Here is a 25,476-nt window from a genome sequence, read left to right as displayed (position 1 = left end):
TCACCGGCCTCCGAACGCGTAGCCGCCGCGCCGCATCAGCAGCAGGAAGGCGGGCACCCCGACCACGGCGGTGATCACTCCCACGGGCAGTTCGGCGGGCGCCAGCAGGAGCCGGGAGAGCACGTCGGCCCAGACCAGCAGCACCGCTCCGGCGAGCGGGGCGACGGCCAGCACACGCCGGTGGTCGGCGCCGACGAGCATCCGCACGACGTGCGGCACCATCAGGCCGACGAAGCCGATGGCCCCGCTGACCGCGACGACGGTTCCGGTGACGGCGGCGGTGACGACGAACAGCTCCCGGCGCAGCCGCCCGGCCCTGACCCCGAGGGCGGCGGAGGTCTCGTCGCCCATGGCGAGCGCGTTGAGGGGCTCGGCCCGCCACCGCAGCCATGTCCAGCCGGCCGCCACGGTCACGGCGGCGAGCGGGACCTGGGCCCAGGTCGCGCCGCCCAGGCTCCCGAGCAGCCACATCATCGCCGACCGGGCCGCCTCGCCCCGGGCGGCCCCGAACACCATCACGGTGGTGACCGCCTCGAAGCCGTACGCCAGCGCCGTACCGGTGAGGATCAGCCGCAGCGGGGTGAGTCCGTGCGGTGAGCGGGCCACCGCGTACACCAGGACCATCGCGGCGAGGGCCGAGGCGAACGCCGACGCCGACAGGGCCCACACGCCGAGTCCGGCGAACGCGCCCAGCAGGATCACGGCGTTGGCGCCCACCGCCGCGCCGGAGGAGATGCCGAGCACGAACGGGTCGGCGAGGGCGTTGCGCACCATGGCCTGCACGGCCACGCCGACGGCCGCGAGTCCGGCCCCGACGACCGCGCCGAGCACCACACGAGGCAGCCGTATCTCCCAGACGATGGTGTAGGCGGCGGCGTCGTCCGCGGACACGCTCCCGCCGGTCGAGCCGGCCCACAGGAAGCGGAGCACCCGCGCCCATCCGATCCCGGCGGCCCCGAGAGCGACGCCGCACCCGAGCGAGACCACCAGGAGCAGGGCCAGGCCGAGGACCAGCGGGACCACGGGTGTGCGGCGGGGAACCGGACTTCGGGGCACGGCTGGAACGTCCTTCGCCAAGGGCCGCTTCCGGACGTGCGGCGGAAGACGAGCCCGTACGGCCGTGCCGGCCGCGCGATCCCCTCTCGCAGTCCTCGGCGAGCAGTGAACGGTGTCGCGCCACCCACAGGTGATCGGGCTCGCGCGACGGACTCGGCCACCGCGCACACCGTTGCGGGTCAGCGCCGGACTCTCACCGGACTTCCCCCGCGGGAGGCTCGGGGAGCGTAACAAACGGGGCCGGCGCCCGGTCGGCCGGGACCACGGCGCCCGAGCCGCACGCGAAGTGCTGGGCCGGGCCGCCGCAGTTCCCGAACCGAACCGCACCGCACCGCACGTGAAGCACGGGCCGGTGAAACTTCCGTACCGTCCGCCGCCAAGGGCACCGCTACTCCGCGTTCCCCTCCCGCACCTTGGCGACGGCCGCCGCCACCTGTCGTTGCACCTCCTCCGGCACCGGGGCTCCGTGGACGGCGCCCATCAGGTCCTGGGCGAGGTGGTGCAGTTTGGTGTTGGTGTTCTGGGAGGCGGTGACGAGCACCGTCCAGGCGTCCTCGGTGCTCAGCCCGAAGGAGGCCATGACGATCCCGCGGGCCACGTCGATGGCCGGCCGGGTCCGCATGGCCCGGCGCAACTGGTCGACCTCCAGGCGCAGTTCCTCGTCGACCGCCACGGTCGGGGACGGCTCCACGGGGCCGGGGCCGGGGAACGGGACGAGGACAGGGGCCGGGACGGGCGCCGCGGCCACGGTGTCCGAGCCGCCGGAGTGTGCCGGAGTCCCGGTCATGAACAGCTCCCGGGCCCCGGTCAGGTCGAGCAGGCGCCCGACGACCGGGCCGCAGGTGCGGACGGTGACCGTCTTGCCCTGGTCGAGAGCCTCCCTGCGCAGGCTCAGCAGGACGTTGAGGCCCCCGCAGTCGCAGAACCGGACCTCGTCGAGATCCAGGTCCACCCCGGTGGCGGACCGGTCGAGAACGGCGCAGAGCTCGGGCTGGAGCTCCTGGGCTCCGATGTCGAACTCACCGCGGCAGGTGACGACCGTGCGGTCACCGGCCACGACGGGCTCGATCGTGGCCAGACACGGCGGTCGCGTGTCCGGCGCGGTGAGGGGCTGCGCCGAGTGCGCAGGTTCCGGCATGACCCTCTCCCCTTCATGTGCTCGGCTGCCTCTGACCCTCAGGTTCACCTCTGTCGTCCACACACGTCAACTAATACATGAAATTTACTTCAGGTTTTTGGATGCGTGAATACCTGGTCGCTAGACTGCTGCCATGGATGGAGTGCCCGAATCTCACACCGGATGGACGTTCGTCACCAATCACGCGCGGGTGCTGGCCGCGATCGCCGACAACCACAGCGCCCGGATCCGCGACATCGCCGCGCACTGCCGGCTGACCGAGCGTGCTGTGCAGAAGATCATTTCCGATCTGGAGCAGGACGGCTACCTCTCGCACGTGCGGGAGGGACGCACCAATACCTACCGCATCGACCCCGGCAAGGTCCTGCGTCATCCCGCCGAGGCCGGCCTGACGGTGGCGTCGCTGCTCTCCCTGCTCGTCCAGGACGAGGCCGACCGCAGTCCGCTCCCGGACACCCGGCGGACCACCAGGGCCTGACCGGCCCGACGCACGGCGCCCGCCCGGGCAGGGTGAGACGGCGGAAACGTCGCGTTCATGACACCCGGCCGCTCCGGTAACAACTGCTTCCTAGCGTTGACGGTCCGTGGGATCCGAGCCGTGCACAGGGCCGTGAACCGCTCATGACGGCCCGACGACTCCCCGGCCTGCCGACGACGCCAAGCGGGGCTCCCACGCATCCCCCACCCCCGCAGCAGTGCCACCGGGAGGCGTGACATGAGCACCACGGAGTCACGATCGGCGACGGCAGCCCCGTCGACATCCGCCGACCAGGCGGTCAAGGAGACCCTGGAGGACTACACCCTCCGGTTCGCGCCCCGCAGTTACCGCCGCTGGACCCCGATGGTCGTGGCCACCACGGCACTCGGCGGCATCGCCTACATGGCCGACTTCTCCATCGGCGCGGGCATCGGCCTGGCCCACGGCACCGGGAACGCGCTCGTGGCGATCGCGGTCGCCGCCGTCGTCATCTTCGTCACCGGCTTCCCCCTCGCCTACTACGGCGCCCGCTACAACATCGACCTCGACCTGATCACCCGCGGCTCCGGCTTCGGCTACTACGGCTCGGTCCTCACCAGCGTCATCTTCGCCAGCTTCACCTTCATCTTCTTCGCCCTCGAAGGCTCGATCATGGCCCAGGGCCTCAAGCTGGGCCTCGGACTGCCCCTGTGGCTGGGCTACCTGGTCTCCACGCTCATGGTCATCCCCCTGGTGATCTACGGCATGAAGGCCCTGAGCAAGCTCCAGGTGTGGACGACCCCGATCTGGCTGCTGCTGATGGTCGGGCCGCTCGTCTACCTGGTCTCCACCGACCCGGGCACCGTCGACCGCTTCCTCGCCTACGCGGGCACCGACGGAGACGGCGGCGTCAACACCGCGTCCGTGCTGCTCGGCGCCGGCGTGTGCCTCTCGCTCATCGCGCAGATCGGCGAGCAGATCGACTACCTGCGCTTCATGCCGCCCAGGACCGAGGCGAACAAGCGCACCTGGTGGACCGCCGTGGTCATGGCCGGACCCGGCTGGGTGGTGCTCGGCGCGCTCAAGCAGGCCATCGGTGTCTTCCTCGCCGTCTACATCCTGGCCAAGGTCGGACCCGACGTCGCACCCGAGCCGATCCAGCAGTTCAAGGGCGCCTTCGACGCGATGATGCCGTCCTGGCTGGTCCTCCCGCTGGCCGTGGCCCTCGTCGTGATCAGCCAGATCAAGATCAACGTGACGAACGCCTACTCCGGCTCGCTCGCCTGGACCAACTCCTTCACCCGCATCACCAAGCACTACCCCGGCCGCATGGTCTTCGTCCTGGTCAACCTGGGCTTCGCGCTCGCGCTGATGGAGGCCGACATGTTCAGCTTCCTCAACGACATCCTCGGCTTCTACTCGAACTGCGCGATCGCCTGGGTCGTCACCGTGGCCACCGACATCGGCATCAACAAGTACCTGCTCAAACTCTCCCCGCACGCCCCCGAGTTCCGCCGGGGCATGCTGTACGCCGTCAACCCGGTCGGTGTCGTGGCCTTCGTCGCCGCGTCCGGCCTGTCGATCGCCATGTACTTCCACGCCCTCGGCGACACCCTCCAGCCGTACTCCCCCGTCGCCGCCGCCGTCATCGCCTTCGTCCTCACCCCGCTGATGGCGGTCGTCACCAGGGGCAAGTACTACCTGCGCCGCACCGACGACGGCATCGACGAGCCGATGCTCGACCCCGACGGCAACCCGAGCGCCGTCACCTACGACTGCCACGTCTGCCGGCAGCCCTACGAGCGCCCCGACCTGACCGCCTGCGCCACCCACGACGCGGTGGTCTGCTCGCTGTGCCTGAGCACCGACAAGGTGGGCGACCACGTGCTGCCCGCCGCCGTCTGACACGGCGGTACGCGTTTTCCGGTACGGCTTCGGCGCGGTCCCCTCAGGCGGCCGCGCCGAACCACCTGGGCAGCCGGTCGAGGAGCTCCCGCTGATCCTCGCCGGCCCACGCCACATGGCCGTCCGGCCGCAGCAGGACCGCGGGGACGTCCAGTTCCGCGCCCGCGTCCACGACATGGTCGACCCGGTCCGCCCAGCCCGCCACGGAGAGCCGGCCGGTCCGGTCGAGCAGCAGTCCCCGGCCGCCGTGCATCAGCTCGTAGAGGCGGCCGCTCTGGAGCGGGAGGTCCCGAAGGCGTCGGCCGAGCAGCTCATGGCCCTCGCCGAAGTCGTAGCGGACGCCGATCGCCGTGATCTTCTCGATCAGGTACCGGTTCACCTCGTCGAAGTCCATCAGCTGCGACAGCAGCCGCCGCACCGCCTGCGGCCCCGGCTCCGTGGACAGCAGCTCCATCTGTGCGCGGGTGTTGTTCAGTACGTCGGCGGCCACCGGGTGCCGCTCGGCGTGGTAGCTGTCCAGCAGGCCCTCGGGTGCCCGGCCGGCCACCTCGGCGGCCAGTTTCCAGCCCAGGTTGAACGCGTCCTGGACACCGAGGTTGAGGCCCTGCCCGCCCACCGGCGGGTGGACGTGGGCCGCGTCCCCGGCGAGCAGCACCCGGCCCACCCGGTAGCGCTCTGCCTGCCGGGTGGCGTTGCCGAAGCGGGAGAGCCAGCGCGGTGAGTGCACGCCGAAGTCGGTGCCCGCGACCGCCCGGAGCCGGTACCTGAACTCCTCGATGGTCGGCGCGAGCGAGCGGTCCCCGGCCACCTTCTCGGCCGGCACGACGACCCGGTACAGACCGTCTCCCATGGGTCCGAGGCCGAACACCTTCTGGGTCCGGCGGATCTCGGTCACCACCTCGGTCACCGTCTCCGGCGGCACCCCCACCTCCATCGCGCCGAGCAGTGTCTCGGCCGTGGCGGGTGCGCCCGGGAAGCCGACGCCGAGCAGTTTGCGGACCGTGCTGCGGCCGCCGTCGCAGCCGACGAGATACCGCGCGTGCAGCCGTGTGCCGTCGGCGAGTTCGACGCTCACCCCGTCCTCGTCCTGGCTCAGCCCGACCAGCTCGCGGCCGCGCCGGATCTCGGTGCCGAGCTCGACGGCACGCTCGGCCAGCAGACGGTCGGTGACGGTCTGCGGGATGGCCAGGATGTAGGCGTGCGCGCTGTCCAGCCCGGTGGGCCAGGGCTTGTCGATGCCGGCGAAGTAGCCACCTGCCGTGAACTGCTTTCCGTGCGCGAGGAACCGCTCCAGCAGCCCGCGCTGGTCCAGCACCTCGATGCTGCGCACATGCAGGCCGAGCGAGCGGACGACCTCGGTCGGCTCCGTGTCCTTCTCCAGCACGACCACCCGCACACCGTGCAGCCGCAGTTCGGCCGCCAGCATCAGTCCGGTCGGTCCGCCGCCGACGACGATCACGTCGATCATCGGATCCCCCTCCTTGCCTGGGACGGAGATTGTGCGGCAGGACGGGGATCTTGCCGCAAGGCCCCCCGTGGGCTATACGTTGAAGAGGGCGAGGAGAGCGGTGCCTCCTGGCCCTCGCTCATGTGCGGCCTGGTTCAGGACGGCTGCAGATAGCGCGCCAGCAGGTCGTCCAGCGTCACCATCCCCGTGAGCGTGCCCGCCTCGTCCCGTACGACCGCCAGCGAGGACCGGTTGCGGCGCAGCAGGTCGATCGCGTCGGCGACCTTGGTGTCCTGCGTCAGCTCCGGGACCGGCCGGGCCAGCGCGCGGGCGGTGCCGGTGCGGCCCTGGGCGCGGGCCACCAGGGCGTCGCGGGCGTGCAGCGAGCCGAGGACGACGTCGCCCTCGCGGACCAGCATGCGGGTGCGGTCGTGCTCGGCGGCCGTGCGCAGGACGGTGTCGAGGTCGGCGGTGCCGGGCACCGAGGTGATCTCCGCGGCCGGGATGCGGAGGTCCCCGACCGGGGTCTCGGGCTCGGTGAGCGAGCGCGTGAGCAGCTCCGAGTCGGCTTCGCTGATCAGTCCCAGCCGCTCCGACTCCTCCACCAGATGGGTGAGTTGCTCACGGTTGTGCACGGCGGCGAGTTCGTCGCGCGGGGTGACCCGGCACAGCCGGACCAGTGCGTTGCTCATCCTGTTCAGCACCGAGAGCAGCGGCCGGACCACCTTCACCACGGCCCGGAACGGCGGCGAGAGCAGCATCGCGGAGCGCTCCGGGTGGGCGATCGCCCAGGACTTGGGGGCCATCTCGCCGACCACCATGTGCAGGAACACCACGACGATCATCGCGAACACGAAGGCGATGCCGTAGCTGAGCGCGCTGGGCAGGCCCAGGTCGTGCAGCAGCGGGTCGAGTTCGTGGGAGATCGCGGGCTTGGAGACCGAGCCGAGGCCCAGGGTGCAGACGGTGATGCCGAGTTGGGCGCCGGCCAGCATGAGCGACAGCTCGCGCATCCCGGCCAGGGCCGCCCGCGCGCCGCGGCGGCCCTCCGCCGCGGCCTTCTCCATGCGGTGCCGCTTGGCGGCGACCAGAGCGAACTCGGCGGCGACGAAGAACCCGCTGCCGATCAGCAGCAGGACGGTGACGAAGAGCGCCGTCGGAAAGCTCATGCCTCGCCCACCCTCTCGATGCGGACCCGCTCCGGCACATGCCGGTCCAGGGTGCGTACGTCGATCACCGCGCGCCCTCCGTCGGGCAGTTCGACGGTGATCCGGTCCCCGATCGCCGGGAAGCGGCCGAGGCGGTCCACGACCAGGCCCGCGACGGTGTCGTAGTCCTCCTCCTCGGGCAGCTCGATGCCGGTGGCGTCCGCGATCTCGTCGAGGCGGCGGCCGGCGTCGACCAGCCAGCCGTCCCCGTCGGGCACGGCGGCTTCGGTGACGGTGTCGGTCTCGTCGGCGATGTCGCCGACGAGTTCCTCGGCGATGTCCTCGTAGGTGACGATGCCGGCGACTCCGCCGTGTTCGTCCAGGACGACCGAAAACTCGTCGTCCCGTTCCCGCATCTGCTGGACCGCCTCCGGCAGCGGGAGTGTGTCGGGCAGCAGGAGCGGGGTGCGGGCGAGGGCGCCCGCGGTGGTCCGGGTCAGCTGATCGGCGGGCAGACGCGTCAGCTCCCGTACGCCCAGGACTCCGGGTACGTCGTCCGGGTGGTCGCCGAGGACGGGGTAGGTGGAGTGGCCGTGCTTGGCGATCAGGTCGATCGCCTCGGCGGCGGTGGCGTCGCGCCGGACGAAGACGACGTCCACGCGCGGCACCATCACCTCGTCGAGGGTGCGCTCGGAGAACTCCAGGGCGTGGTCGAGGAGTTCGGCGGTGTCCCTGGGCAGTTCGCCCTGTTCGTGGGACTCGCCGATGAGGTGGCCGAGCTCCTCCAGGGTGGCGCCGTGGTGGAGCTCCTCGACGGGCTCGATGCCGACCCTGCGGAGCAGGCGGTTGGCCGCGCCGTCGAAGACGTGCACCAGCGGGCCGACGACCTTGAGGTAGCCGAGCGTGGAGGGTGCGAGGGCCTTCGCGAGCCGCTCGGGGACGGCGATCGCGAGGTTCTTCGGGGCGAGCTCGCCGAGGACCATCTGGACGACGGTGGCCAGGACGAAGGCCAGCACGACGGAGATGCCGCCGACGGCTCCCTCGGGGATGCCGAGGCCGGTCAGGGCGGGTTCGAGCAGCGCGGAGACCGACGGTTCGGCGATGAAGCCGACGACCAGGCCGGTGACGGTGATGCCGAGCTGGGCGCCGGAGAGCATGAAGGACAGCCGCCCCAGCACCTTCAGCGCGCGGGCGGCCCTTCTGTCACCGGCCTCCGCCTCGCGGGAAAGGGCGAGCCGGTCCGCGGAGACGTACGCGAACTCCTGGGCGACGAAGTAGCCGGTGCCGGCGGTCAGCAGGAACACGGCCAGCAGGCCCAGCAGGGCACTCGTGGTGCTCAACGGCGGGCCGATCGCGTCGGGCGGGAGTCCGACGGTGTGGCGGACACGGGCTTGCTCCTTCGGTGGTGAGGCGCGTGGTGTGAACGACCGGGGCGTGGGTGTCGTTCCCAGATCTACCAGCCGGGCGGCGCGGCCGCCCGGCGGTCACGGGGTGACCGGCGTCGGCCCGACCAGCTCGGACAGGACGTCCTCCATGGTCACGAACCCGAGGACGGCCCCCGTCTGACCGGTCACCGCCGCCAGATGGCTCCCGTCGGCGCGCAGTGCGGTGAGGGTGTCGTCCAGCGGGGTGTCGATGCGGACCCGGGTGACCGGGTGCAGGGTGGTGCGAGGGAAGGGCCGGTCGCGGTCGGTGACGCCGAGGGTGTCCTTGATGTGCAGATAGCCCAGCAGGGTGCTGTCAGGACCGGTGACGGGGAAGCGGGAGTAGCCCGCCTCCGCGGCGACCCGCTCCAGCCGCGCCGGGGTGACCAGGGCGTCCACGGTCCGCATGTTCTGCGTGGGGACGAGGATCTCGCCGACCGGCCGGGTGCCCAGCTCCAGCGCGTCCCGCAGCCGTTCCCCGTCGGCGGGCGAGAGCAGTCCGGCCTCGCCGGACTCGACGACCATGCGGGCGAGCTGGTCGTCGGTGAAGACCGACTCGACCTCGTCCTTGGGTTCGACGCGCAGCAGCTTCAGCAGGGCGTTGGCGAAGGCGTTGATGCCGAACACGAAGGGCCTGAGCGCGCGCGTGAGGGCCACCAGCGGCGGTCCGAGGAGCAGCGCGGTGGGCACGGGTGCGGCGAGGGCGATGTTCTTGGGCACCATCTCGCCGATCAGCATGTGCAGATAGGTGGCCAGCGACAGGGCGATCACGAACGCGATCGGATGGACCAGGCCGTCCGGGACGCGGGCCGCCTCGAAGCCGGGTTCCAGCAGGTGCGCGATGGCCGGTTCGGCGACGGCGCCGAGCACCAGCGAGGAGACGGTGATGCCGAGCTGGGCGGTGGCCATCATCGCGGAGAGGTGTTCGAGGCCCCACAGGGTCATCCGGGCCCGCTTGTGACCGTCACGCGCGCGTGGCTCGATCTGGCTGCGGCGCACGGAGATCAGGGCGAACTCGCCGCCCACGAAGAAGGCGTTGGTCAACAGCGTCAGGGCGCCGACGAGCAGCTGGACGGTGGTCATCGGGTCTCCTCCCCGGTCCGGACCAGGGCCGGCGCGGTGATCCGGACACGGTCGGCCCGGTGATGGTCGACCTCCAGGACCTCCAGCCGCCAGCCGTCGTCCATGGCGAGGTCGTCGCCCTTGGCGGGAATGCGCGCGAGGCGGGTGGCGACCAGTCCGGCCACGGTCTCGTACGGCCCCTCGGGCGCCCTGAGGCCTATCTCGCCGAGCCGGTCGACGCGGACGGATCCCTCGGCCTCCCACGCCCCGTCACCGGCGGGCCGCAGATCGGGGGTCTCGACCGGGTCGTGCTCGTCGCGGACCTCGCCGACGACCTCCTCGACGATGTCCTCGACCGTCGCCACGCCCGCCGTGCCGCCGTACTCGTCGATGACGACGGCCATGGTGCGAGTGGCGCGCAGCCGCTCCAGGAGCCGGTCGGCGGTGAGGCTGTCCGGGACCAGCAGGGGCGCGGTGGCCAGATCGGTGACCGGGGTGGCGGCCCGTCGCCCGGGCTCCAGGGCGAGCACGTCGCGGATGTGCACGGTGCCGACGACCTCGTCCAGGCTGTCGCGGTAGACCGGGAAGCGGGACAGGCCGGTGGCGTGGGTGAGGTTGGCCGCGTCGGCGGCGGTGGCGTGGGCTTCGAGGGCCTTGACGTCGACGCGGGGCGTCATGACGTTCTCGGCGGTCAGCTCGCCCAGGTGCAGGGTGCGCACGAACAGTTCGGCCGAGTCGGCCTCCAGGGCGCCCTCGGCGGCGGAGTGCTCGGCGAGCGCGACGAGCTCCTCGGGGCTGCGGGCGGAGACCAGCTCCTCGGCGGGCTCCAGGCCGAAGCGTCGTACGAAACGGTTCGCGGTGTCGTTGAGATGGCGGATGAACGGGCCGAAGAAGGCCGTGAAGGCGCTCTGCGGTCCCGCGACGACCTTGGCGACGGCCAGCGGCCGGGAGATCGCCCAGTTCTTCGGCACCAGCTCGCCGATCACCATCAGCACGACGGTGGACAGGGCCACACCGAGCGCGGTCGCCACCGGAGCGGCGGCCCCGCCCAGTCCGGCGGCCTCCAGCGGGCCCCTGAGCAGCGCCGCGAGGGAGGGTTCGGCGAGCATGCCGATCACCAGCGAGGTGACCGTGATGCCGAGCTGGGCGCCGGAGAGCTGGAGGGTCAGCCGGCGTACGGCTTTCAGCGCGCCCTGGGCGCCGCGCTCACCGGCCTCGGCGGCCCGCTCCAGGTCGCCTCGCTCGACGGTGGTCAGGGAGAACTCGGCCGCGACGAACACACCGCAGGCCAGAGTGAGGAGCAGGGCAAGCACCAGCAGCAGGATCTCGGTCACCGGGCCACCCCCGCCCTTTCGTTCGTGGGGGATGCGGCGCGGCCGGTACTGGGAGGCTCACCCATCGCGGAACTGTGGCTCCTTCTGGTCGGGGCAGGTCCCACCAATAGTAAAGGACAGGCAAAGCAACCTGGAGGGCGACCGAAGGCGAGCGGGTACGCTGCCGGTCGGCGGGCATCTCGTCCGACTTCGGTGTCACCCTGACGGAGGCCTTCTCCATGTTCGGACTGAGCGAACTCGCGATCATCCTGATCGTCGTCATAGCCGTCATCGCGATCAAGAAGGGCCCGGAGCTGACCCGCACGGCGGGCAGGTCGGCGCGCATCCTCAAGGCGGAGGCCCGCGCGGCGCAGGAGGGCCGCCCCGAACCCCAGGTCATCCCGGGAGAGGTCCTGCGGCCCGAAGGCACCGGGGGCACGGGGGGCGCCGAGGGCACCGAACAGGGGCCCGGAACCCGCTGAGGAGCCCGGCGTTCCCGCGCGGTCCCCGGTTTCCCTGCCGGCCGGCCCCGCGATGATCCATGATGAGCGGGCCATGCACCCGCCGACCACGACCACACGCGCGCCACTGCCCGTTCTGCGGGCCGCGGTGTTCTCCGTCGTCGGCACGGTGCTCGGGGTCAGCGCCCATCATCTGCTCGCCGAGGGCCCGGTGCCCTGGCGGCAGGGGGCCGCCGCGACGGCCGTGCTCTTCGCGGTGGGGCTCCTCGGCGCGCAGCGGCCCAGAAGCCTCGCGACGGTGGTCGCCTGCAGTGTGGCGGGACAGTCCGGGCTGCATCTGTGGCTGACGCTCACCGCGGCCGGGCATCCCGGCGGACACCTGCACGGCGCCCACCCGGTGTGGCCGGGTCCGCTGCACGGCTCCCTCGCCATGACGGCGGCCCACTCGCTGGTCGCCGCACTCGTCGCCGTCCTGCTGCACCGCGCGGACGCGGCCTGCTGGAGTGTGGCCCGCGGGGTGACGGCGGCGCTCGACGCGGTACGGGACCGGCTGGCCGCCGCCCGGCTGCTGTGCGCCCGGCCCACCTCGCCCGTGCCGACGGCCACGGTGCCCGTCGTGCCGGCGAACGACGAACGGCCGCTCACCGCATGGCCGTTGCTGGCACACGCGGTGGTACGGCGGGGTCCTCCCGGGGCGAGCGCGGCTCTCGCCCCCTGACCCCACCGGGACGCCGGTCCGGCCCACGCCGGGCGGCCGCCCCGCCATGCCACCCTGCCTGGAGAACTCCATGTCCCGTATCACCCTGCCCCGCCTGTCCGTCGCGGCCGCCACAGCCGTGACCGCCGTGCTCCTGACGGCCGTTCCGGCCGCCGCCCACACCGAGGTCGAGGCCGACAAGGCGCAGGCCCTCGCCGAGAACGTCACCGTCTCCTTCCACGCCGAGGCCGAGTCCGACACCTCCGGGATCAAGGAGGTGCGCGTGGTCCTGCCCGAGGGCATCGCCCCGGCCGACGTGGCGTACGGCGAGGGCCCCAAGGGCTGGAAGTTCAACGCGACCGACGACGGCTACACCGTCGGGGGCGCGGAGCTGAAGACCGGCACGAGCGCCGAGTACTCCGTCGTCGTACGGCAGTTGCCCGACGCCGAGGAGGTGCCTTTCAAGACCCTCCAGACCTACGGCGACGGGCATGTCGACCGCTGGATCGAGCTGGACGAGAACGGGGAGAACCCGGCGCCGACACTGAAGCTCAAGGCGGCGGCACCGGGCGCGAAGCCGGTCGCCTCCTCGCCCGGCGCGTCGGCGTCACCGTCGCCGTCGCCCACCCCCGAGAGGACGACCCCGCCGGCCTCCCCGCAGGCCGCCGGCACCGGCAAGGACGATGACGAGGACAACGGGGTGTCCGCGGTTGCCTGGACCGGCATCGGTGCGGGGATCCTCGTGGCCGCGGCCGCCGTGGTCTTCGCGGTACGGCGGCGGGGCGGCGCCGGGGAGTAGGCGCACCGGGTCGGGCGGTTTTCCGCCGCGTCCCGGATGAATCCCCCGCCTCCGGGTAGGCCAGCCACACGGCGTACCCGGAGATGGAGAGCCATGACCTGCGCGAACTCCCCCGCACGGCACGGGACCTGGGCGATGGCCCTGGCTGTCACCGCCCTCGTCCTCACCGGAGCCTGCGACGACGGCGACGGCGGTGCCCCGGAGGCCTCCCGTACGGGCCGGCCCTCCGTCACCGGCTCGCCGGGCGCGACCACGCCCGAGGGCTCCCCGTCGCTGTCCTCCTCCCCGTCACCGACCGCCACCGCGCCCTCGGATCCGGAGCAGGCCGAGCAGGACATCCGCGAGGCGTGGAGGGTCCTCTTCGACCCGAAGTCCTCCCTGGAGCGGCGCAGTGAGGTCGTCGAGGACGGCGACGGGAACGCCCTGATGATCGACAACCTCTTCCGCGACCCGAGCGGCAGCAGGTTGCGCGCCGAGGTGACCTCCGTGTCGTACACCTCGGACGTGCTCGCCGTGGTGGCCTACGACCTCACGCGCGAGGGCGAGGACCGCCGGCTGGACACCGGCGGCCCGGGGGCGGCCGTACTCCAGGACGGTGGCTGGAAGGTCGCGCTGCGCACGGTCTGCGCCCTGACGCGGCACGCGCGGGACGCCCCCGAGGCGCCCAGCTGTGCGGCACCCTCACCCTCCGCCGGCCCGGCCTCCAGCCCTGCTACCCGCCCTGCCGGAACAGGTCGTTGAGCTCCGTCTGGGAGAGCTGCTCCTCGGCGTAGGAGAAGGTGCCGAGGTCCGCCAGCTCGCGTGCGGCGTCGAGCAGATGGCGGTACATCGCGCGGGCGATGCTGCCGCCGACGGTGACCCGCCGGACGCCGAGTCCGCGCAGGTCGTCGAGGGAGAGCGCGCTGCCGGTCAGGCCCATGACCACGTTGAGCGGGCCGTCGAGTTCACGGACCAGGGTGGCGATGGTCCCGGCGTCGGCGGCACCGGGGACGAACGCGCAGTCCGCACCGGCCTCCAGATAGGCGTTGGCCCGGCGTACGGCCTCGTCGAGCGTTCCCCCGACCAGGAGCACGTCGGTGCGGCCGACCAGGACGAAGGGCTCGCCGTCGGCCGCCAGCCTCTCGCGGGCGGCACGGATCCGGTCGGCGGAGAGCTTCTCGTCGTGGAGCGGACCGGTGCGGTCGCCGGTGAAGTCCTCGATGTTGCCGCCCGCGGCTCCGGCGGCCAGGGCCCTCGCGACGGTGGCGGCGACCGTGTCGGGCGACTCGCCGTAGCCGTCCTCCAGGTCCACGCTCAGCGGTACGGCGATCCCGCCCGCGATCTCCCGGACCCGGCCCAGCATGGTCTCGCGGTCGACGCGGTCCTCGGGCGGCTGCTCGGCGAAGAAGTCGTGGTCGGGCCGTCCGAGGGAGAACGCGACGCCCGCGCTCGTGGTCGCCACGGCCGGGAACCCGGCCTCCTCCAGGATCCGGGCACTGCCCACGTCCCACGCGTTGGGGAGCAGAAAGCAGCCCTCCCGGTGCAGTTCGACGAAGCGCTGTGCCCTGGCTCGGCTGTCGGTGTCCACACGGTCCTTCCCGGCCCGCCGCCCCTCGACGGGCTCCAGGAGAACGTACGCCCGAGGGCCGCGCGCGGCGGACTCCTTTTTCCGGCGTCGTCCAACGGCACCGGGCCGCGGCCGGTGAATCGGGCGCCGCCGTGAACGCGGAGCGGTGCGCAGCCGTAGGTACGACAGACGGCCTCGGTGCACAGCCGTGGCACAGCCCCCCTCTAGGATGAGCCCGATGACCAGCTCCGAGCACCCCACGCGTCCGCCCCGGTGGCGCGCGCTGCTCGTGCTCGGGCTGCTCTTCGGGGTGCTGGGCATGCACGCCCTGGCGCCCGGTGGCGGCACGGCCGGACACGAGAGCGGGTCCGCCCACATGACGACGGCCGCCGTCGCCGTCGACACGGTCTGCCACGACGGCTGCGGCTCGGGCCACCTCCACCACGCCGACGCGACCTGTGCGTCGGGAGCCGTGAGCGGCGGGCCCGCGTTGCCCGCGCTCGTCCCCGACCCGTCGTCGGGCGGCCTCGGCACGGTCGACCTGTGCGCGCAGACGGCCGCGGCCCAGGAAGGCGCCCGCGCACCGCCCTCCCTCGCGGAACTCCAGCTCCTGCGGATCTAGACACGGCGTGCTCCGTCACGTCCAGATCCCCTTTCACAGCACAGGAGTTCCAGCATGCGCACCACCCGTACCCTGATCCGCCGTGCCTGTCTCACGGCGGTCGCCGTGAGCGCCGCCCTCACCCTCACGGCCTGTGGCGGTGACAGCGACGACAGCGGCTCGGCCGCCTCGAAGCCCTCGGCGTCCGCCGCCTCGGTCGGCACCCACAACAAGCAGGACGTCTCCTTCGCGCAAGGCATGATCCCGCACCACCAGCAGGCCGTGGAGATGGCCGAACTGGCCGCCGGCCGGGCCTCCGCCGCCGAGGTCAAGGACCTCGCCGCCCGGATCGAGAAGGCGCAGGGCCCGGAGATCGAGACCATGACCGGCTGGCTGAAGACCTGGGACGAGAGCGTCCCCGAGGCGATGCCCGGCATGGACCACTCCGCGCACTCCGGCATGGCCGGGATGATGGACAGCGCCGACATGGACAAGCTCAAGAAGTCCTCCGGCAAGGACTTCGACTCCATGTTCCTGACCATGATGGTCGAACACCACGAGGGCGCCGTCGAGATGGCCACGACGGAGAAGGCCAAGGGCGAGTACCAGGCCGCCACGGCCATGGCCGGTGACATCATCACCACGCAGAACGCCGAGATCAGCGAGATGAAGAAGCTCCTCGGCGCCAACTGATTCGTCCGCGTCTCCCCCGCGGGGCCCGTGCCGGCCGGCACGGGCCCCGCGGTGAGCGTCCGTCACCTCCGGCAGGACATCGCCCTCCGCGCCCGGTGACCGGACGGTTCGCGGGGCCTTCTCCGGGCACCCGAAGAAGGACTCTGCGGATCCACGAGGAGCGACAGTGACGACAGGGCGACTCCCCGATCACGAGCAGCGCATCCTGGACGAGGTGGAGCGCGCCCTGCGCCGCGATCGCCGTCTGGCCCGCCGGATGCGCACCCTGCGACTGCGCCGGCGGCCGGACCTGTCCCGGGTGACGCGCTACCGGCCGCACGTCCTGACCGTGGGCCTGTTGCTCGCGGTGTCGGTCGCGCTGATGGTGACGGGCATCGTCACCTCGCGGCCCGCGGTGATCTGGGCCTTCGCGGCCGTCTGGCCCCTGACCCTGTTCGCGGTGTTCCGGCTGCTGTGCCGCTGGACGGAATCCTGAGCCTCACGCCTCGCCGTTCTCGAAGGCCGACTCGATCGGCCGCTCGTCGACCAGGACCCGCCCCTGCGGCGGCCCGGTGAGCAGCGCGCGGACGGCCGTCAGCACGTCCGGCGCGACATGCCCGGCCCGTGCCGTCTCCTGAGGCCGGGTCCGCTCGTCCGGTACGAGGATCCCGTGGGCGCCCACCCGGGCCGCGGCCTCGGCGTCCGCGGCGGTGCCGACGACCACGCAGTCGCCCGGCGCGGTGCACACCCGGCCCGCGGCCCAGAGGATCAGGCCCGGTTCGGGCGGACGGCAGTGGCAGCCGTCGTCGGGGCCGTGCGGGCACACTCCCCAGATGTCGAAGGGGCCGAGGAGTTCGTCGACGCGGTGGTTGGCGGCCCGTGCGTCGGCGTCGCCGAGTCGCCCGTGTCCCCCGTCCGGCCGCAGGGACAGGAACCCGGTGCGGACGCCGTGCAGGCGCAGCATGCCGAGCGCCTCACGGGCACCCGGCGCCGGGCGCACCCGGTCGGGGTCGGACGGATCCGTGGCGAGGATGCTGTCACGGTCGAACAGCACCGTACGCACGCGCGTCATGGGCCACCTCCCTGCTCTCGCATGTACTTCTGCCTCTCCCCGAGTAACCGCGCACGGCCGGTCCATGCGGCGTGGCGCGATCAACAGGTCGGGGGAGGCGGTGCGGCGGGCGGGCGCCCGAGGTACGTCTTCCCGCCCACATCCCCCTGCGCCAAGTATGTGAGACGCCCGCGAAATCGCCGCTGAACAGGCCCGATTCCCTAAGATCAGTTCGTGGTCACCTTCCTCCTCGAACGCACGGCCCCGCTCTCCCAGGACGAGGCCTGGCGCCGCCTCACGGAATGGCCCCGCCACGGCGAGGTCGTCCCCATGACGCGCGTGCGTGTCGAGCCGCCGGGACCGACGGCCGAGGGCACGCTCGTCGTCGCCCGTTCGGGGATCGGCCCGCTCGGCTTCGACGACCCCATGGAGGTCACCGTCTGGCGCCCGCCCACGGAGGGCGTGTCGGGGCTGTGCCGACTGGAGAAGCGCGGCCGGGTGGTGAAGGGCTGGGCCGAACTGGAGGTGCACCCGGGTCCGGGAGGCCGCGCCCGCGTGATCTGGCGGGAGCAGATCGGAATCCGTCTCCTGCCCGGCCCGTTCGACCCTGTGCTGCGCATCTCGGCCCGGTCGGTCTTCGGCCGGGCGCTCAACCGGCTGCTGCGGACGGCCTGAGAAGCGTGCAACAGTGGCCGCCATGACGGCAGTTGACGGTACGAACGTACAGGTGGACGAGGTCGAGGCGCTGGCGGTGGACGGGCTGCGGTGGCTGGTGGCCGCCGCGCGGGAGAGCGCGGACGGCGCACTGGCCTGGCCGGCCACGCCCGGTCAGCTGGAGACCGACCCGACCCTCTACAGCGGCACGGCAGGAATCGTCTGCGTGCTCCTGGAGGCGTGGCGGCACCTGGGCGACGACTCCTACGCCGATCTGGCCCTGCGGGCGGGCCGCGGTGTGGCCGCCGCCGTCGACGGCCACCAGGACGACTCGCTGTACTTCGGCCGGTCCGGCATGGCCCTGGTCCTGCACACCCTGGGCGACGAGTTCGACGACACCGCGTGCGGTGCGGCGGCCGACCGCGCGATGGCGCTCGTGCGGTCCCACTTCGACGGGGAGCGCTGGGGCGAGCTGTTCGAGCTGATGGGCGGCAACGCCGGGACGGGCCTGGCCGCCCTGGCGGTCGGCGACCCGGAGTTCGCCGTCCTCGCGGTGGAGCCTTACCTGCGGGCCGCGGAGAAGACCCCGTGGGGGGTCACCTGGCCGCACCGTCCGGGCACGGACGCCCGCATGCACCACATGTCGCACGGCACGCTGGGCATCGCCTACGCCCTCGCCCGGATCGGCCGCGCGACGGGCCGCGCCGACCTGGTCGACCTGGCGCTTGCGGCGGTCGCGGACGTCGTGGCACGCGACGAGGGCGGCCCGGACGGCTTCCTGGTCCGGCACTCCACCCCGCAGTTCCGGCCGGACGTGATCGAGCCGATCAGCTACGGCTGGTGCCACGGCCCGGCCGGCGACGCCCAGTTGTTCCGGCTGCTGCGCGAGATCCACGGAGACCCTGCCTGGGCCGCGCTCGCCGACCGCTGCCTGCACACGCTCGTCCGGTCCGGTCTCCCCCGCCGCCTGCGGCCGGGGTTCTGGGACAACAACGGCCGTTGCTGCGGCACGGCGGGCGTCCTCGCCCTGGTCGGCGACCTGATCGCCGAAGGAGCAGGTGGACAGGAGACCCACGACTTCGCTCAGGTCCTGGTCGCCGACCTCGCCGCCCGTGCCGTCCGGGACGCCGACGGCGCCCGCTGGTCCAACGTCGAGCACCGGGCCACCCCGAGCGACCTCGCCCCCCGCACCGACTGGGCGCAGGGCAGCACGGGCATCGTGCGGGAACTGCTGCGCTTCGTCCGGCTGAGCCGGGGCGGCGATCCGCGGTACACGTTCACCTGGCCGGACCAGCCCCTGGTGTCCGCTCAGGCCACCGAGCCGATCCGCCGGGGCGGTACCGACGTCACGTCGTGATGGATCGGGGTGTGCGCGCCGGTGAGGGAGACCCCGCTGCCGCCGCGCCGGGCCGCGACTATCTCCGCGGCGATGGACAGGGCCGTCTCCTCCGGCGTACGGGCGCCCAGGTCCAGGCCGATGGGTGAGTGCAGCCGGGCCAACTCCAGCTCGGTGACGCCTACTTCGCGAAGGCGTTCGTTGCGGTCGAGGTGGGTGCGGCGGGAGCCCATGGCGCCCACGTAGGCGACCGGCAGGCGCAACGCCAGCCGGAGCAGGGGGACATCGAACTTGGCGTCGTGGGTCAGCACGCACAGGACCGTCCGCGCGTCGACCTCCGTGCGCTCCAGGTACCGGTGCGGCCACTCGACGACGATCTCGTCGGCCTCCGGGAAGCGGGCCCGGGTCGCGAAGACGGGACGCGCGTCGCACACGGTGACCCGGTGGCCGAGGAACTTGCCGATCCGCACCAGCGCCGACGCGAAGTCGATCGCACCGAAGACGATCATCCGGGGCGGTGGCACGGAGGACTCGACGAGCACGGTGAGCGGGGCGCCGCAGCGCGAGCCCTGTTCGCCGATCTCCAGGGTGCCGGTGCGGCCCGCGTCCAGGAAGGCGCCCGCCTCGGCAGCGACCGTGCGGTCCAGTTCGGGGTGGGCGCCGAAGCCACCGTGACCGGCGAGGTCCCCGGGCTGCACGACGAGCGCGCGGCCGACGAGTTCCCGCGGTCCGGAGACGATCCGCGCCAGCGCCGCCGCCCGGCCTCCCGCCGCGGCTTCGAGGGCGGCCGCGACCACCGGCCGGGCGGGGTCGCCCGCCCGGACCGGGGTGACGAGGATGTCGATGACGCCGCCGCAGGTCAAACCGACGGCGAAGGCGTCCTCGTCGCTGTAACCGAAGCGTTCGAGGACCGACTCCCCGTCCGCCAGGGCCTGTTGGCACAGCTCGTAGACCGCGCCCTCCACACAGCCGCCGGAGACCGAGCCGATCGCCGTGCCGTCGGCGTCCACCGCGAGGGCGGCGCCGGGCCGGCGGGGCGCACTGCCGCCGACGGCCACCACGGTGGCCACGGCGAAGTCGCGTCCCTGCTCGACCCACCGGTGCAGCTCGTCGGCGATGTCCAGCATGTCTCGGTCTCCTTAACAGCGGTTGCGTACAGGTGCGTTCGAGCGTGCTAGTGCACGCCCATCCAGCTCTCGATGGGGTTGAGGGCGTAGTACACCAGGAAGATCGCCGTGAGTCCCCACATGAAGGCGCCGATCTCCCGCGCCTTGCCCTGCGCGACCTTGATCGCGACGTAGGAGATGACGCCCGCGGCGACACCGGCCGTGATCGAGTAGGTGAACGGCATGATCACGACGGTCAGGAAGACCGGGATCGCGGTGGCGCGGTCGGCCCAGTCGACATGGCGGGCGTTCATCATCATCATGGCACCGATCACCACGAGGGCGGCGGCCGCGACCTCGCCGGGCACGATCGCCGTGAGCGGGGTGAAGAAGAGACAGGCCGCGAAGAACAGGCCGGTGACGACGGAGGACAGGCCGGTGCGGGCGCCCTCGCCCACGCCCGTCGCCGACTCGACGAAGACGGTCTGTCCGGAGGCACCGGCCACGCCGCCGATGGCACCGCCCGCTCCGTCGATGAACAGCGCCTTGGACAGGCCCGGCATCCGGCCCTGCTCGTCGGCGAGCTTCGCCTCGGTGCCGACGCCGATGATGGTGGCCATCGCGTCGAAGAACCCGGCGAGCACCAGCGTGAACACGATCATGCCGACCGTCATCGCGCCGACCTCGCCCCAGCCGCCGAACTCCACCTTCCCGAAGATCGAGAAGTCCGGCATGGAGACCGCGCTGCCGTGCAGTTCGGGAGCGCCGCTCGCCCACTGCTTCGGGGCGATGGCACCGGCCGCGTTGAGGACGACGGCGAGCACGGTCCCGCCGACGATGCCGATGAGGATCGCCCCGGGGACGCCTCGCGCCTGGAGCATGAAGATGGCGAGGAGGGTGACGGCGAACAACAGGACGGGCCAGCCCGCGAGTTCACCGGCCGGGCCGAGCGTCACCGGGGTCGCCTTGCCCTGGTGGACGAAGCCGGCCTTGTAGAAGCCGATCAGGGCGACGAACAGGCCGATGCCCATGGTGATGGCGTGCTTGAGGGCCAGCGGGATGGCGTTCATGATCATCTCGCGCAGGCCGGTGACGACCAGCAGCATGATGACCACGCCGTACAGCACGCACATGCCCATGGCCTGCGGCCAGGTCATCGCGGGCGCGACCTGCGAGGACAGCACGCCGGAGACGGACAGGCCGGCGGCGAGCGCGAGGGGCACCTTGCCGAAGAAGCCCATCAGCAGCGTGCTGAGGGCCGCCGCGAACGCCGTCGCGGTGATGAGCGCCTTCTGGCCGAGGGTGTCCCCGGCCGCGTCCTTGCCGGACAGGATCAGGGGGTTGAGCAGGAGGATGTACGCCATCGCCATGAAGGTGGTGACGCCGCCGCGCAGTTCGCGCGCGACCGTGGATCCTCGCCGGGATATGTGGAAGTACCGGTCGAGCCAGGACCTGCCGGCCGGGACGCGGGTGCCTTCTCCCGCGTCTTCGGCCGTGGTCCTGGGTTCCAGGGACTGCTGGGTCATGGTGCCGTCTCCCAAGGTTCACAGGGGCACCCGTGCGACCGCCTTTTCGGGCACGGGATTTGGGATGTGCACGACCCGGGGGACGGCCCAGGACGGACAGTTGGGGCCCGGGGGATCAAGTCCCCCGGGGAACTCACCGGTTGATCAGGTGCCGGTCAGGTGCTCCGGCCGTACCGGTGTCCGGTTCAGCTCCAGTCCGGTCGCGTTGCGGATCGCCGCGAGGACGGCCGGGGTGGAGGACAGGGTGGGTGCCTCACCGACGCCGCGCAGCCCGTACGGGGCGTGGTCGTCGGCGAGTTCGAGCACGTCGACGGGGATGGTCGGCGTGTCGAGGATGGTGGGGATCAGGTAGTCCGTGAAGGAGGGGTTCCTGACCTTCGCCGTCTTCGGGTCGACGATGATCTCCTCCATCACCGCGACGCCCAGGCCCTGGGTCGTGCCGCCCTGGATCTGGCCGATGACGGACAGCGGGTTCAGCGCCTTGCCGACGTCTTGGGCGCAGGCCAGTTCGATCACCTTGACCAGCCCGAGCTCGGTGTCGACCTCGACGACCGCGCGGTGGGCGGCGAAGGAGTACTGGACGTGTCCGAAGCCCTGCCCGGTGCGCAGGTCGAAGGGCTCGGTCGGCCGGTGCCGCCACTCCGCCTCGACCTCGACGCTCTCGTCCTCGAGCACGTCGGCCAGGTCCGCGAGGACCTCACCGCCGTCGGTGACGACCTTGCCGCCCTCCAGGAGCAGCTCGGCGGTGGCCCAGGCGGGGTGGTACGAACCGAACTTGCGGCGCCCGAGCTCCAGGACCTTCTCCCGGACGAGCTCGCAGGAGTTCTTCACGGCGCCGCCGGTGACGTACGTCTGGCGCGAGGCCGAGGTCGAACCCGCCGAGCCCACCTGGGTGTCCGCCGGGTGGATGGTCACCTGGGCGACACCGAGCTCGGTGCGGGCGATCTGCGCGTGGACGGTGACCCCGCCCTGGCCGACCTCCGCCATCGCGGTGTGCACGGTGGCGACGGGCTCGCCGCCGACGACCTCCATGCGCACTCGCGCCGTCGAGTAGTCGTCGAAGCCCTCGGAGAAGCCGACGTTCTTGATGCCGACCGCGTAGCCGACCCCGCGGACCACGCCTTCGCCGTGGGTGGTGTTGGACAGACCGCCCGGCAGCTGCCGTACGTCGGCCGCCTCACCGGCCGAGAGCCACTGCTGCTCCGGCGGCAGGGGCATCGCCTTGACGCGGCGCAGGAGTTCGGCGACCGGGGCAGGGGAGTCGACGGGCTGGCCCGTCGGCATGATCGTGCCCTGCTCCATGGCGTTGAGCTGCCGGAACTCCACCCGGTCCATGCCCACCGCGTCGGCCAGCCTGTCCATCTGCGCCTCGTAGGCGAAGCAGGCCTGGACCGCGCCGAAGCCGCGCATCGCCCCGCAGGGCGGGTTGTTGGTGTAGAGGGCGATGGCCTCGATGTCGACGTCGTCGACGACGTACGGCCCGATGCCGAGCGAGGAGGCGTTGCCGACGACGGCCGGGGAGGCGGAGGCGTACGCGCCGCCGTCCAGCACGATCCGGCACTTCACATGGGTCAGCTTGCCCTCGGCGGTGGCCCCGTGCTCGTAGTAGAGCTTGGCCGGGTGCCGGTGGACGTGCCCGAAGAAGGACTCGAACCGGTTGTAGACGATCTTGACGGGCTTGCCGGTGCGCAGGGCCAGCAGACAGGCGTGGATCTGCATCGACAGGTCCTCGCGACCGCCGAAGGCACCGCCGACGCCGGACAGCGTCATGCGCACCTTGCGCTCGGGCAGCCCGAGGACGGGCGCGATCTGCCGCAGGTCGGAGTGGAGCCACTGGGTGGCGACGTACAGGTGGACGCCACCGTCCTCGTCGGGCACGGCGAGACCCGACTCGGGGCCGAGGAAGGCCTGGTCCTGCATGCCGAAGGTGTACTCGCCCGTGACGACGTGGGCGGCGCGCTCCTTGGCGGACGCCACGTCACCGCGGACGATCGGCTGCCGGTGGACGATGTTCGGGTGCGGGACGTGCCCGATGTGGTGGTCGTCGCGGTTCTCGTGGACGAGGATCGCGTCGGGTGCGGTCGCGGAGGCCTCGTCGGTGATGACGGGCAGCTCGCGGTACTCGACCTTGATCTTGGCGGCCGCACGGCGGGCCGTCTCGGGGTGGTCGGCGGCGACGATCGCGACCGGTTCGCCGTGGTGGCGGACCTTGCCGTGGGCGAGGACCGGGGTGTCCTGGATCTCCAGACCGTAGTTCCTCACCTCGGTCGGCAGGTCGTCGTACGTCATGACGGCGTACACGCCCGGCAGGGCGAGGGCCTCGCTCGTGTCGATGGACACGATCTCGGCGTGTGCGACGGTCGAGCGCAGGATCTGCCCCCAGAGCATGTCCTCGTGCCACATGTCGGACGAGTACGCGAACTCGCCGGTGACCTTGAGGGTGCCGTCCGGGCGGAGCGTGGACTCACCGATGCCGCCCTTGGTCTGCGAGCCCTGGGTGATCTTGGTGGGAGCACCACTGGTAGCCATGGTCAGACCCCCTGGGACTGCCGGGCGGCCGCGAGGCGGACCGCGTCCATGATCTTTTCGTAGCCGGTGCACCGGCACAGGTTGCCCGAGAGCGCCTCGCGGATGTCCGCGTCGCTCGGGTTGGGGTTGTGCTCCAGCATCTCGTCGGCGGCGACCAGCAGTCCCGGCGTGCAGAAGCCGCACTGGACGGCGCCGGCGTCGATGAACGCCTGCTGGATCGGGGCGAGTTCAGCCCCCTCGCCGGTCTGCGAGTCCTGGCCCTCGACGGCGTGCTGCCCGCAGGACCGCTGCTTGGCGTAGTCGGCCAGACCCTCGACGGTGACGACCTCGCGCCCCTCGACCTGCCCGGCCGCGACCAGGCACGAGCACACCGGAACGCCGTCCAGCCGCACGGTGCACGACCCGCACTCGCCCTGTTCGCAGGCGTTCTTCGAGCCGGGCAGCCCGAGCCGCTCCCGCAGCACGTAGAGAAGGGACTCGCCCTCCCAGACGTCGTCGGCTTCCTGCGGACGACCGTTGACCGTGAAATTGACACGCATTACGCGGCACTCCCCTTCTCGATGGCCCGACCGTCGGTGCCGCGGTACGACTCCCAGGTCCAGGTCAGGGTGCGGCGGGCCATGATGCCGACCGCGTGGCGGCGGTAGCTCGCCGTGCCCCGGACGTCGTCGATCGGGTTGCAGGCGGCGGCGCACAGGTCCGCGAACTGCTTGGCGACCGAAGGGGTGATGATCTTTCCGTTGTCCCAGAACCCGCCTTCCTCGAGGGCGGCGTTCAAGAACTCCTCGGCGGCCTTGGCCCGCACGGGGGTGGGGGCGGCCGAACCGATCCCGGTCCGCACGGTCCGCGTCCGCGGGTGCAGTGCGAGCCCGAAGGCGCACACGGCGATGACCATGGCGTTCCTGGTGCCCACCTTGCTGTACTGCTGCGGCCCGTCGGCCTTCTTGATGCGCACGGCGCGAATGAGCTCGTCGGCGGCCAGCGCGTTGCGCTTCACGCCGGTGTAGAACTCGTCGATCGGGATGAGACGCGATCCCCGTACGGACTCCACCTCGACCTCGGCGCCGGCCGCGAGGAGGGCGGGGTGGGCGTCCCCGGCCGGGGAGGCGGTGCCGAGGTTGCCGCCGACGCCGCCGCGGTTGCGGATCTGCGGGGAGGCCACGGTGTGCGAGGCGAGGGCCAGGCCCGGGAGCTCGCCGCGCAGGTGCTCCATGATGTGGGTGTACGGCACGGAGGCGCCGAGCCGCACGGCGTCCTCGCCGACCTCCCACTCGGTGAGGTCCGTGACGCGGTTCAGGTCGAGCAGGTACTCGGGCCGCCGATGGTCGAAGTTGATCTCGACCATCACGTCGGTGCCGCCCGCGATGGGCACAGCGGTGGGGTGCTCAGCCTTGGCGGCGAGCGCCTCCTCCCAGCTGGCGGGGCGAAGGAAGTCCATGACCGGCTCTCTTCTTCGTCTCGTGATCGTACGGATCGAGCCAGATCGTGTGCGGCGGGCCCGGCTCGTTCATGTGCTGTTTACGTGGAGTGGAGCCAGTACACAGCGCC

Annotated in this window: 25 protein-coding genes and 1 riboswitch; of the genes, 11 read left to right on the top strand and 14 right to left on the bottom strand. The window is 72.1% G+C overall.

All coding sequences use genetic code 11. From position 1 onward, the window contains the following. Both IOD14_RS12210 and IOD14_RS12205 read right to left on the bottom strand, forming a co-directional pair. Positions 1 to 1,056 (bottom strand): iron ABC transporter permease, encoded by a 1,056-nt coding sequence (locus IOD14_RS12210; RefSeq protein WP_249125900.1) that lies wholly within the window; start codon positions 1,054 to 1,056, stop codon positions 1 to 3. A 129-nt stretch (positions 1,057 to 1,185) separates the two neighbouring features. After that, positions 1,186 to 1,263: riboswitch (cobalamin riboswitch) on the bottom strand. Between the two features lie 181 nt (positions 1,264 to 1,444). After that, positions 1,445 to 2,194 carry an ANTAR domain-containing protein gene (locus IOD14_RS12205; RefSeq protein ID WP_212670239.1) on the bottom strand — a complete coding sequence of 250 codons (750 nt, stop codon included), beginning with the start codon at positions 2,192 to 2,194 and terminating at the stop codon, positions 1,445 to 1,447. Positions 2,195 to 2,327: 133 nt separating this feature from the next. Here IOD14_RS12205 and IOD14_RS12200 point away from each other — a divergent pair, with 133 nt between their 5' ends. Continuing rightward, positions 2,328 to 2,672, top strand: coding sequence for a MarR family transcriptional regulator (locus tag IOD14_RS12200; protein ID WP_212670238.1), 345 nt, complete (start codon positions 2,328 to 2,330; stop codon positions 2,670 to 2,672). A gap of 237 nt (positions 2,673 to 2,909) precedes the next feature. Beyond that, complete coding sequence (locus IOD14_RS12195; protein ID WP_123994681.1) at positions 2,910 to 4,556, top strand: allantoin permease; 1,647 nt, start codon at positions 2,910 to 2,912, stop codon at positions 4,554 to 4,556. 43 nt (positions 4,557 to 4,599) lie between these two features. Here the strand turns inward: IOD14_RS12195 and rox are convergent, their stop codons facing one another. From rox to IOD14_RS12170, 5 genes are all read right to left on the bottom strand, one after another. Beyond that, positions 4,600 to 6,024: a rifampin monooxygenase gene (gene rox / locus IOD14_RS12190; RefSeq protein ID WP_212670237.1), complete on the bottom strand. Its 1,425-nt coding sequence runs from the start codon at positions 6,022 to 6,024 to the stop codon at positions 4,600 to 4,602. Positions 6,025 to 6,158: 134 nt separating this feature from the next. Then, positions 6,159 to 7,172, bottom strand: a complete 1,014-nt coding sequence (locus IOD14_RS12185) for a hemolysin family protein (RefSeq protein ID WP_123994683.1) — start codon at positions 7,170 to 7,172, stop codon at positions 6,159 to 6,161. Beyond that, positions 7,169 to 8,491, bottom strand: a complete 1,323-nt coding sequence (locus tag IOD14_RS12180) for a hemolysin family protein (RefSeq protein WP_212670236.1) — start codon at positions 8,489 to 8,491, stop codon at positions 7,169 to 7,171. The genes IOD14_RS12185 and IOD14_RS12180 overlap by 4 nt, the downstream gene beginning before the upstream one ends. A 144-nt stretch (positions 8,492 to 8,635) precedes the next feature. Next, positions 8,636 to 9,658, bottom strand: a complete 1,023-nt coding sequence (locus tag IOD14_RS12175; RefSeq protein ID WP_123994685.1) for a hemolysin family protein — start codon at positions 9,656 to 9,658, stop codon at positions 8,636 to 8,638. Then, a complete protein-coding gene (locus tag IOD14_RS12170) occupies positions 9,655 to 10,971 on the bottom strand; it encodes a hemolysin family protein (RefSeq protein WP_123994686.1) in 1,317 nt (438 codons plus the stop codon). Before IOD14_RS12170 ends, IOD14_RS12175 begins: the two co-directional genes overlap by 4 nt. A 218-nt stretch (positions 10,972 to 11,189) precedes the next feature. On the opposite strand from IOD14_RS12170, the gene IOD14_RS12165 reads away from it, so the two are divergent. The 4 genes from IOD14_RS12165 (at position 11,190) to IOD14_RS12150 (ending at position 13,648) form a co-directional block, all read left to right on the top strand. After that, entirely contained in the window at positions 11,190 to 11,432 is a 243-nt protein-coding gene (locus IOD14_RS12165; protein ID WP_123994687.1) for a twin-arginine translocase TatA/TatE family subunit, read from the top strand. 73 nt (positions 11,433 to 11,505) lie between these two features. Then, on the top strand, positions 11,506 to 12,129 hold the full coding sequence (locus IOD14_RS12160; RefSeq protein WP_212670235.1) for a hypothetical protein: 624 nt from the start codon (positions 11,506 to 11,508) through the stop codon (positions 12,127 to 12,129). Positions 12,130 to 12,199: 70 nt separating this feature from the next. Continuing rightward, positions 12,200 to 12,907, top strand: coding sequence for a DUF1775 domain-containing protein (locus IOD14_RS12155; RefSeq protein WP_212670234.1), 708 nt, complete (start codon positions 12,200 to 12,202; stop codon positions 12,905 to 12,907). A 93-nt stretch (positions 12,908 to 13,000) separates the two neighbouring features. Next, complete coding sequence (locus tag IOD14_RS12150) at positions 13,001 to 13,648, top strand: hypothetical protein (RefSeq protein ID WP_123994690.1); 648 nt, start codon at positions 13,001 to 13,003, stop codon at positions 13,646 to 13,648. Here IOD14_RS12150 and IOD14_RS12145 read toward each other — a convergent pair. After that, positions 13,620 to 14,474, bottom strand: coding sequence for an isocitrate lyase/phosphoenolpyruvate mutase family protein (locus IOD14_RS12145; protein ID WP_212670233.1), 855 nt, complete (start codon positions 14,472 to 14,474; stop codon positions 13,620 to 13,622). The genes IOD14_RS12150 and IOD14_RS12145 overlap by 29 nt on opposite strands. A gap of 217 nt (positions 14,475 to 14,691) precedes the next feature. Between IOD14_RS12145 and IOD14_RS12140 the strand changes: the two genes are divergently transcribed. The 3 genes from IOD14_RS12140 to IOD14_RS12130 all read left to right on the top strand — a co-directional run bounded on the left by IOD14_RS12140 (position 14,692) and on the right by IOD14_RS12130 (position 16,222). After that, positions 14,692 to 15,075 carry a DUF6153 family protein gene (locus tag IOD14_RS12140; RefSeq protein ID WP_212670232.1) on the top strand — a complete coding sequence of 128 codons (384 nt, stop codon included), beginning with the start codon at positions 14,692 to 14,694 and terminating at the stop codon, positions 15,073 to 15,075. Between the two features lie 54 nt (positions 15,076 to 15,129). Further along, positions 15,130 to 15,747 (top strand): DUF305 domain-containing protein, encoded by a 618-nt coding sequence (locus tag IOD14_RS12135; RefSeq protein WP_212670231.1) that lies wholly within the window; start codon positions 15,130 to 15,132, stop codon positions 15,745 to 15,747. 166 nt (positions 15,748 to 15,913) lie between these two features. Continuing rightward, on the top strand, positions 15,914 to 16,222 hold the full coding sequence (locus tag IOD14_RS12130) for a DUF3040 domain-containing protein (RefSeq protein WP_123994694.1): 309 nt from the start codon (positions 15,914 to 15,916) through the stop codon (positions 16,220 to 16,222). 3 nt (positions 16,223 to 16,225) lie between these two features. On the opposite strand, the gene IOD14_RS12125 is transcribed toward IOD14_RS12130, so the two are convergent. Continuing rightward, positions 16,226 to 16,798 carry an HAD-IIIA family hydrolase gene (locus IOD14_RS12125; RefSeq protein WP_212670230.1) on the bottom strand — a complete coding sequence of 191 codons (573 nt, stop codon included), beginning with the start codon at positions 16,796 to 16,798 and terminating at the stop codon, positions 16,226 to 16,228. 213 nt (positions 16,799 to 17,011) lie between these two features. On the opposite strand from IOD14_RS12125, the gene IOD14_RS12120 reads away from it, so the two are divergent. Beyond that, positions 17,012 to 17,452, top strand: a complete 441-nt coding sequence (locus IOD14_RS12120; protein ID WP_212670229.1) for an SRPBCC family protein — start codon at positions 17,012 to 17,014, stop codon at positions 17,450 to 17,452. A gap of 22 nt (positions 17,453 to 17,474) precedes the next feature. Then, on the top strand, positions 17,475 to 18,788 hold the full coding sequence (locus IOD14_RS12115) for a lanthionine synthetase LanC family protein (RefSeq protein WP_212670228.1): 1,314 nt from the start codon (positions 17,475 to 17,477) through the stop codon (positions 18,786 to 18,788). Here IOD14_RS12115 and IOD14_RS12110 read toward each other — a convergent pair. From IOD14_RS12110 to IOD14_RS12090, 5 genes are all read right to left on the bottom strand, one after another. Next, a complete protein-coding gene (locus IOD14_RS12110; RefSeq protein WP_212670227.1) occupies positions 18,740 to 19,894 on the bottom strand; it encodes an XdhC/CoxI family protein in 1,155 nt (384 codons plus the stop codon). The two genes, IOD14_RS12115 and IOD14_RS12110, sit on opposite strands and share 49 nt — an antisense overlap. A 47-nt stretch (positions 19,895 to 19,941) precedes the next feature. Continuing rightward, the gene (locus tag IOD14_RS12105) at positions 19,942 to 21,399 is read right to left on the bottom strand and encodes an NCS2 family permease (RefSeq protein ID WP_123994699.1); all 1,458 of its coding nucleotides are present in this window, start codon (positions 21,397 to 21,399) and stop codon (positions 19,942 to 19,944) included. A 144-nt stretch (positions 21,400 to 21,543) separates the two neighbouring features. Continuing rightward, entirely contained in the window at positions 21,544 to 23,928 is a 2,385-nt protein-coding gene (locus IOD14_RS12100; protein ID WP_123994700.1) for a molybdopterin cofactor-binding domain-containing protein, read from the bottom strand. Positions 23,929 to 23,930: 2 nt separating this feature from the next. Continuing rightward, positions 23,931 to 24,467 (bottom strand): (2Fe-2S)-binding protein, encoded by a 537-nt coding sequence (locus IOD14_RS12095; RefSeq protein ID WP_123994701.1) that lies wholly within the window; start codon positions 24,465 to 24,467, stop codon positions 23,931 to 23,933. Then, the gene (locus tag IOD14_RS12090) at positions 24,467 to 25,366 is read right to left on the bottom strand and encodes an FAD binding domain-containing protein (RefSeq protein ID WP_123994702.1); all 900 of its coding nucleotides are present in this window, start codon (positions 25,364 to 25,366) and stop codon (positions 24,467 to 24,469) included. The genes IOD14_RS12095 and IOD14_RS12090 overlap by 1 nt, the downstream gene beginning before the upstream one ends. Between the last annotated feature and the right edge of the window lie 110 nt (positions 25,367 to 25,476).

Origin of the sequence: Streptomyces sp. A2-16 (assembly GCF_018128905.1) — a bacterium.
GTDB lineage: Bacteria > Actinomycetota > Actinomycetes > Streptomycetales > Streptomycetaceae > Streptomyces.
This window is presented reverse-complemented; position numbering and strand designations above follow the sequence as displayed.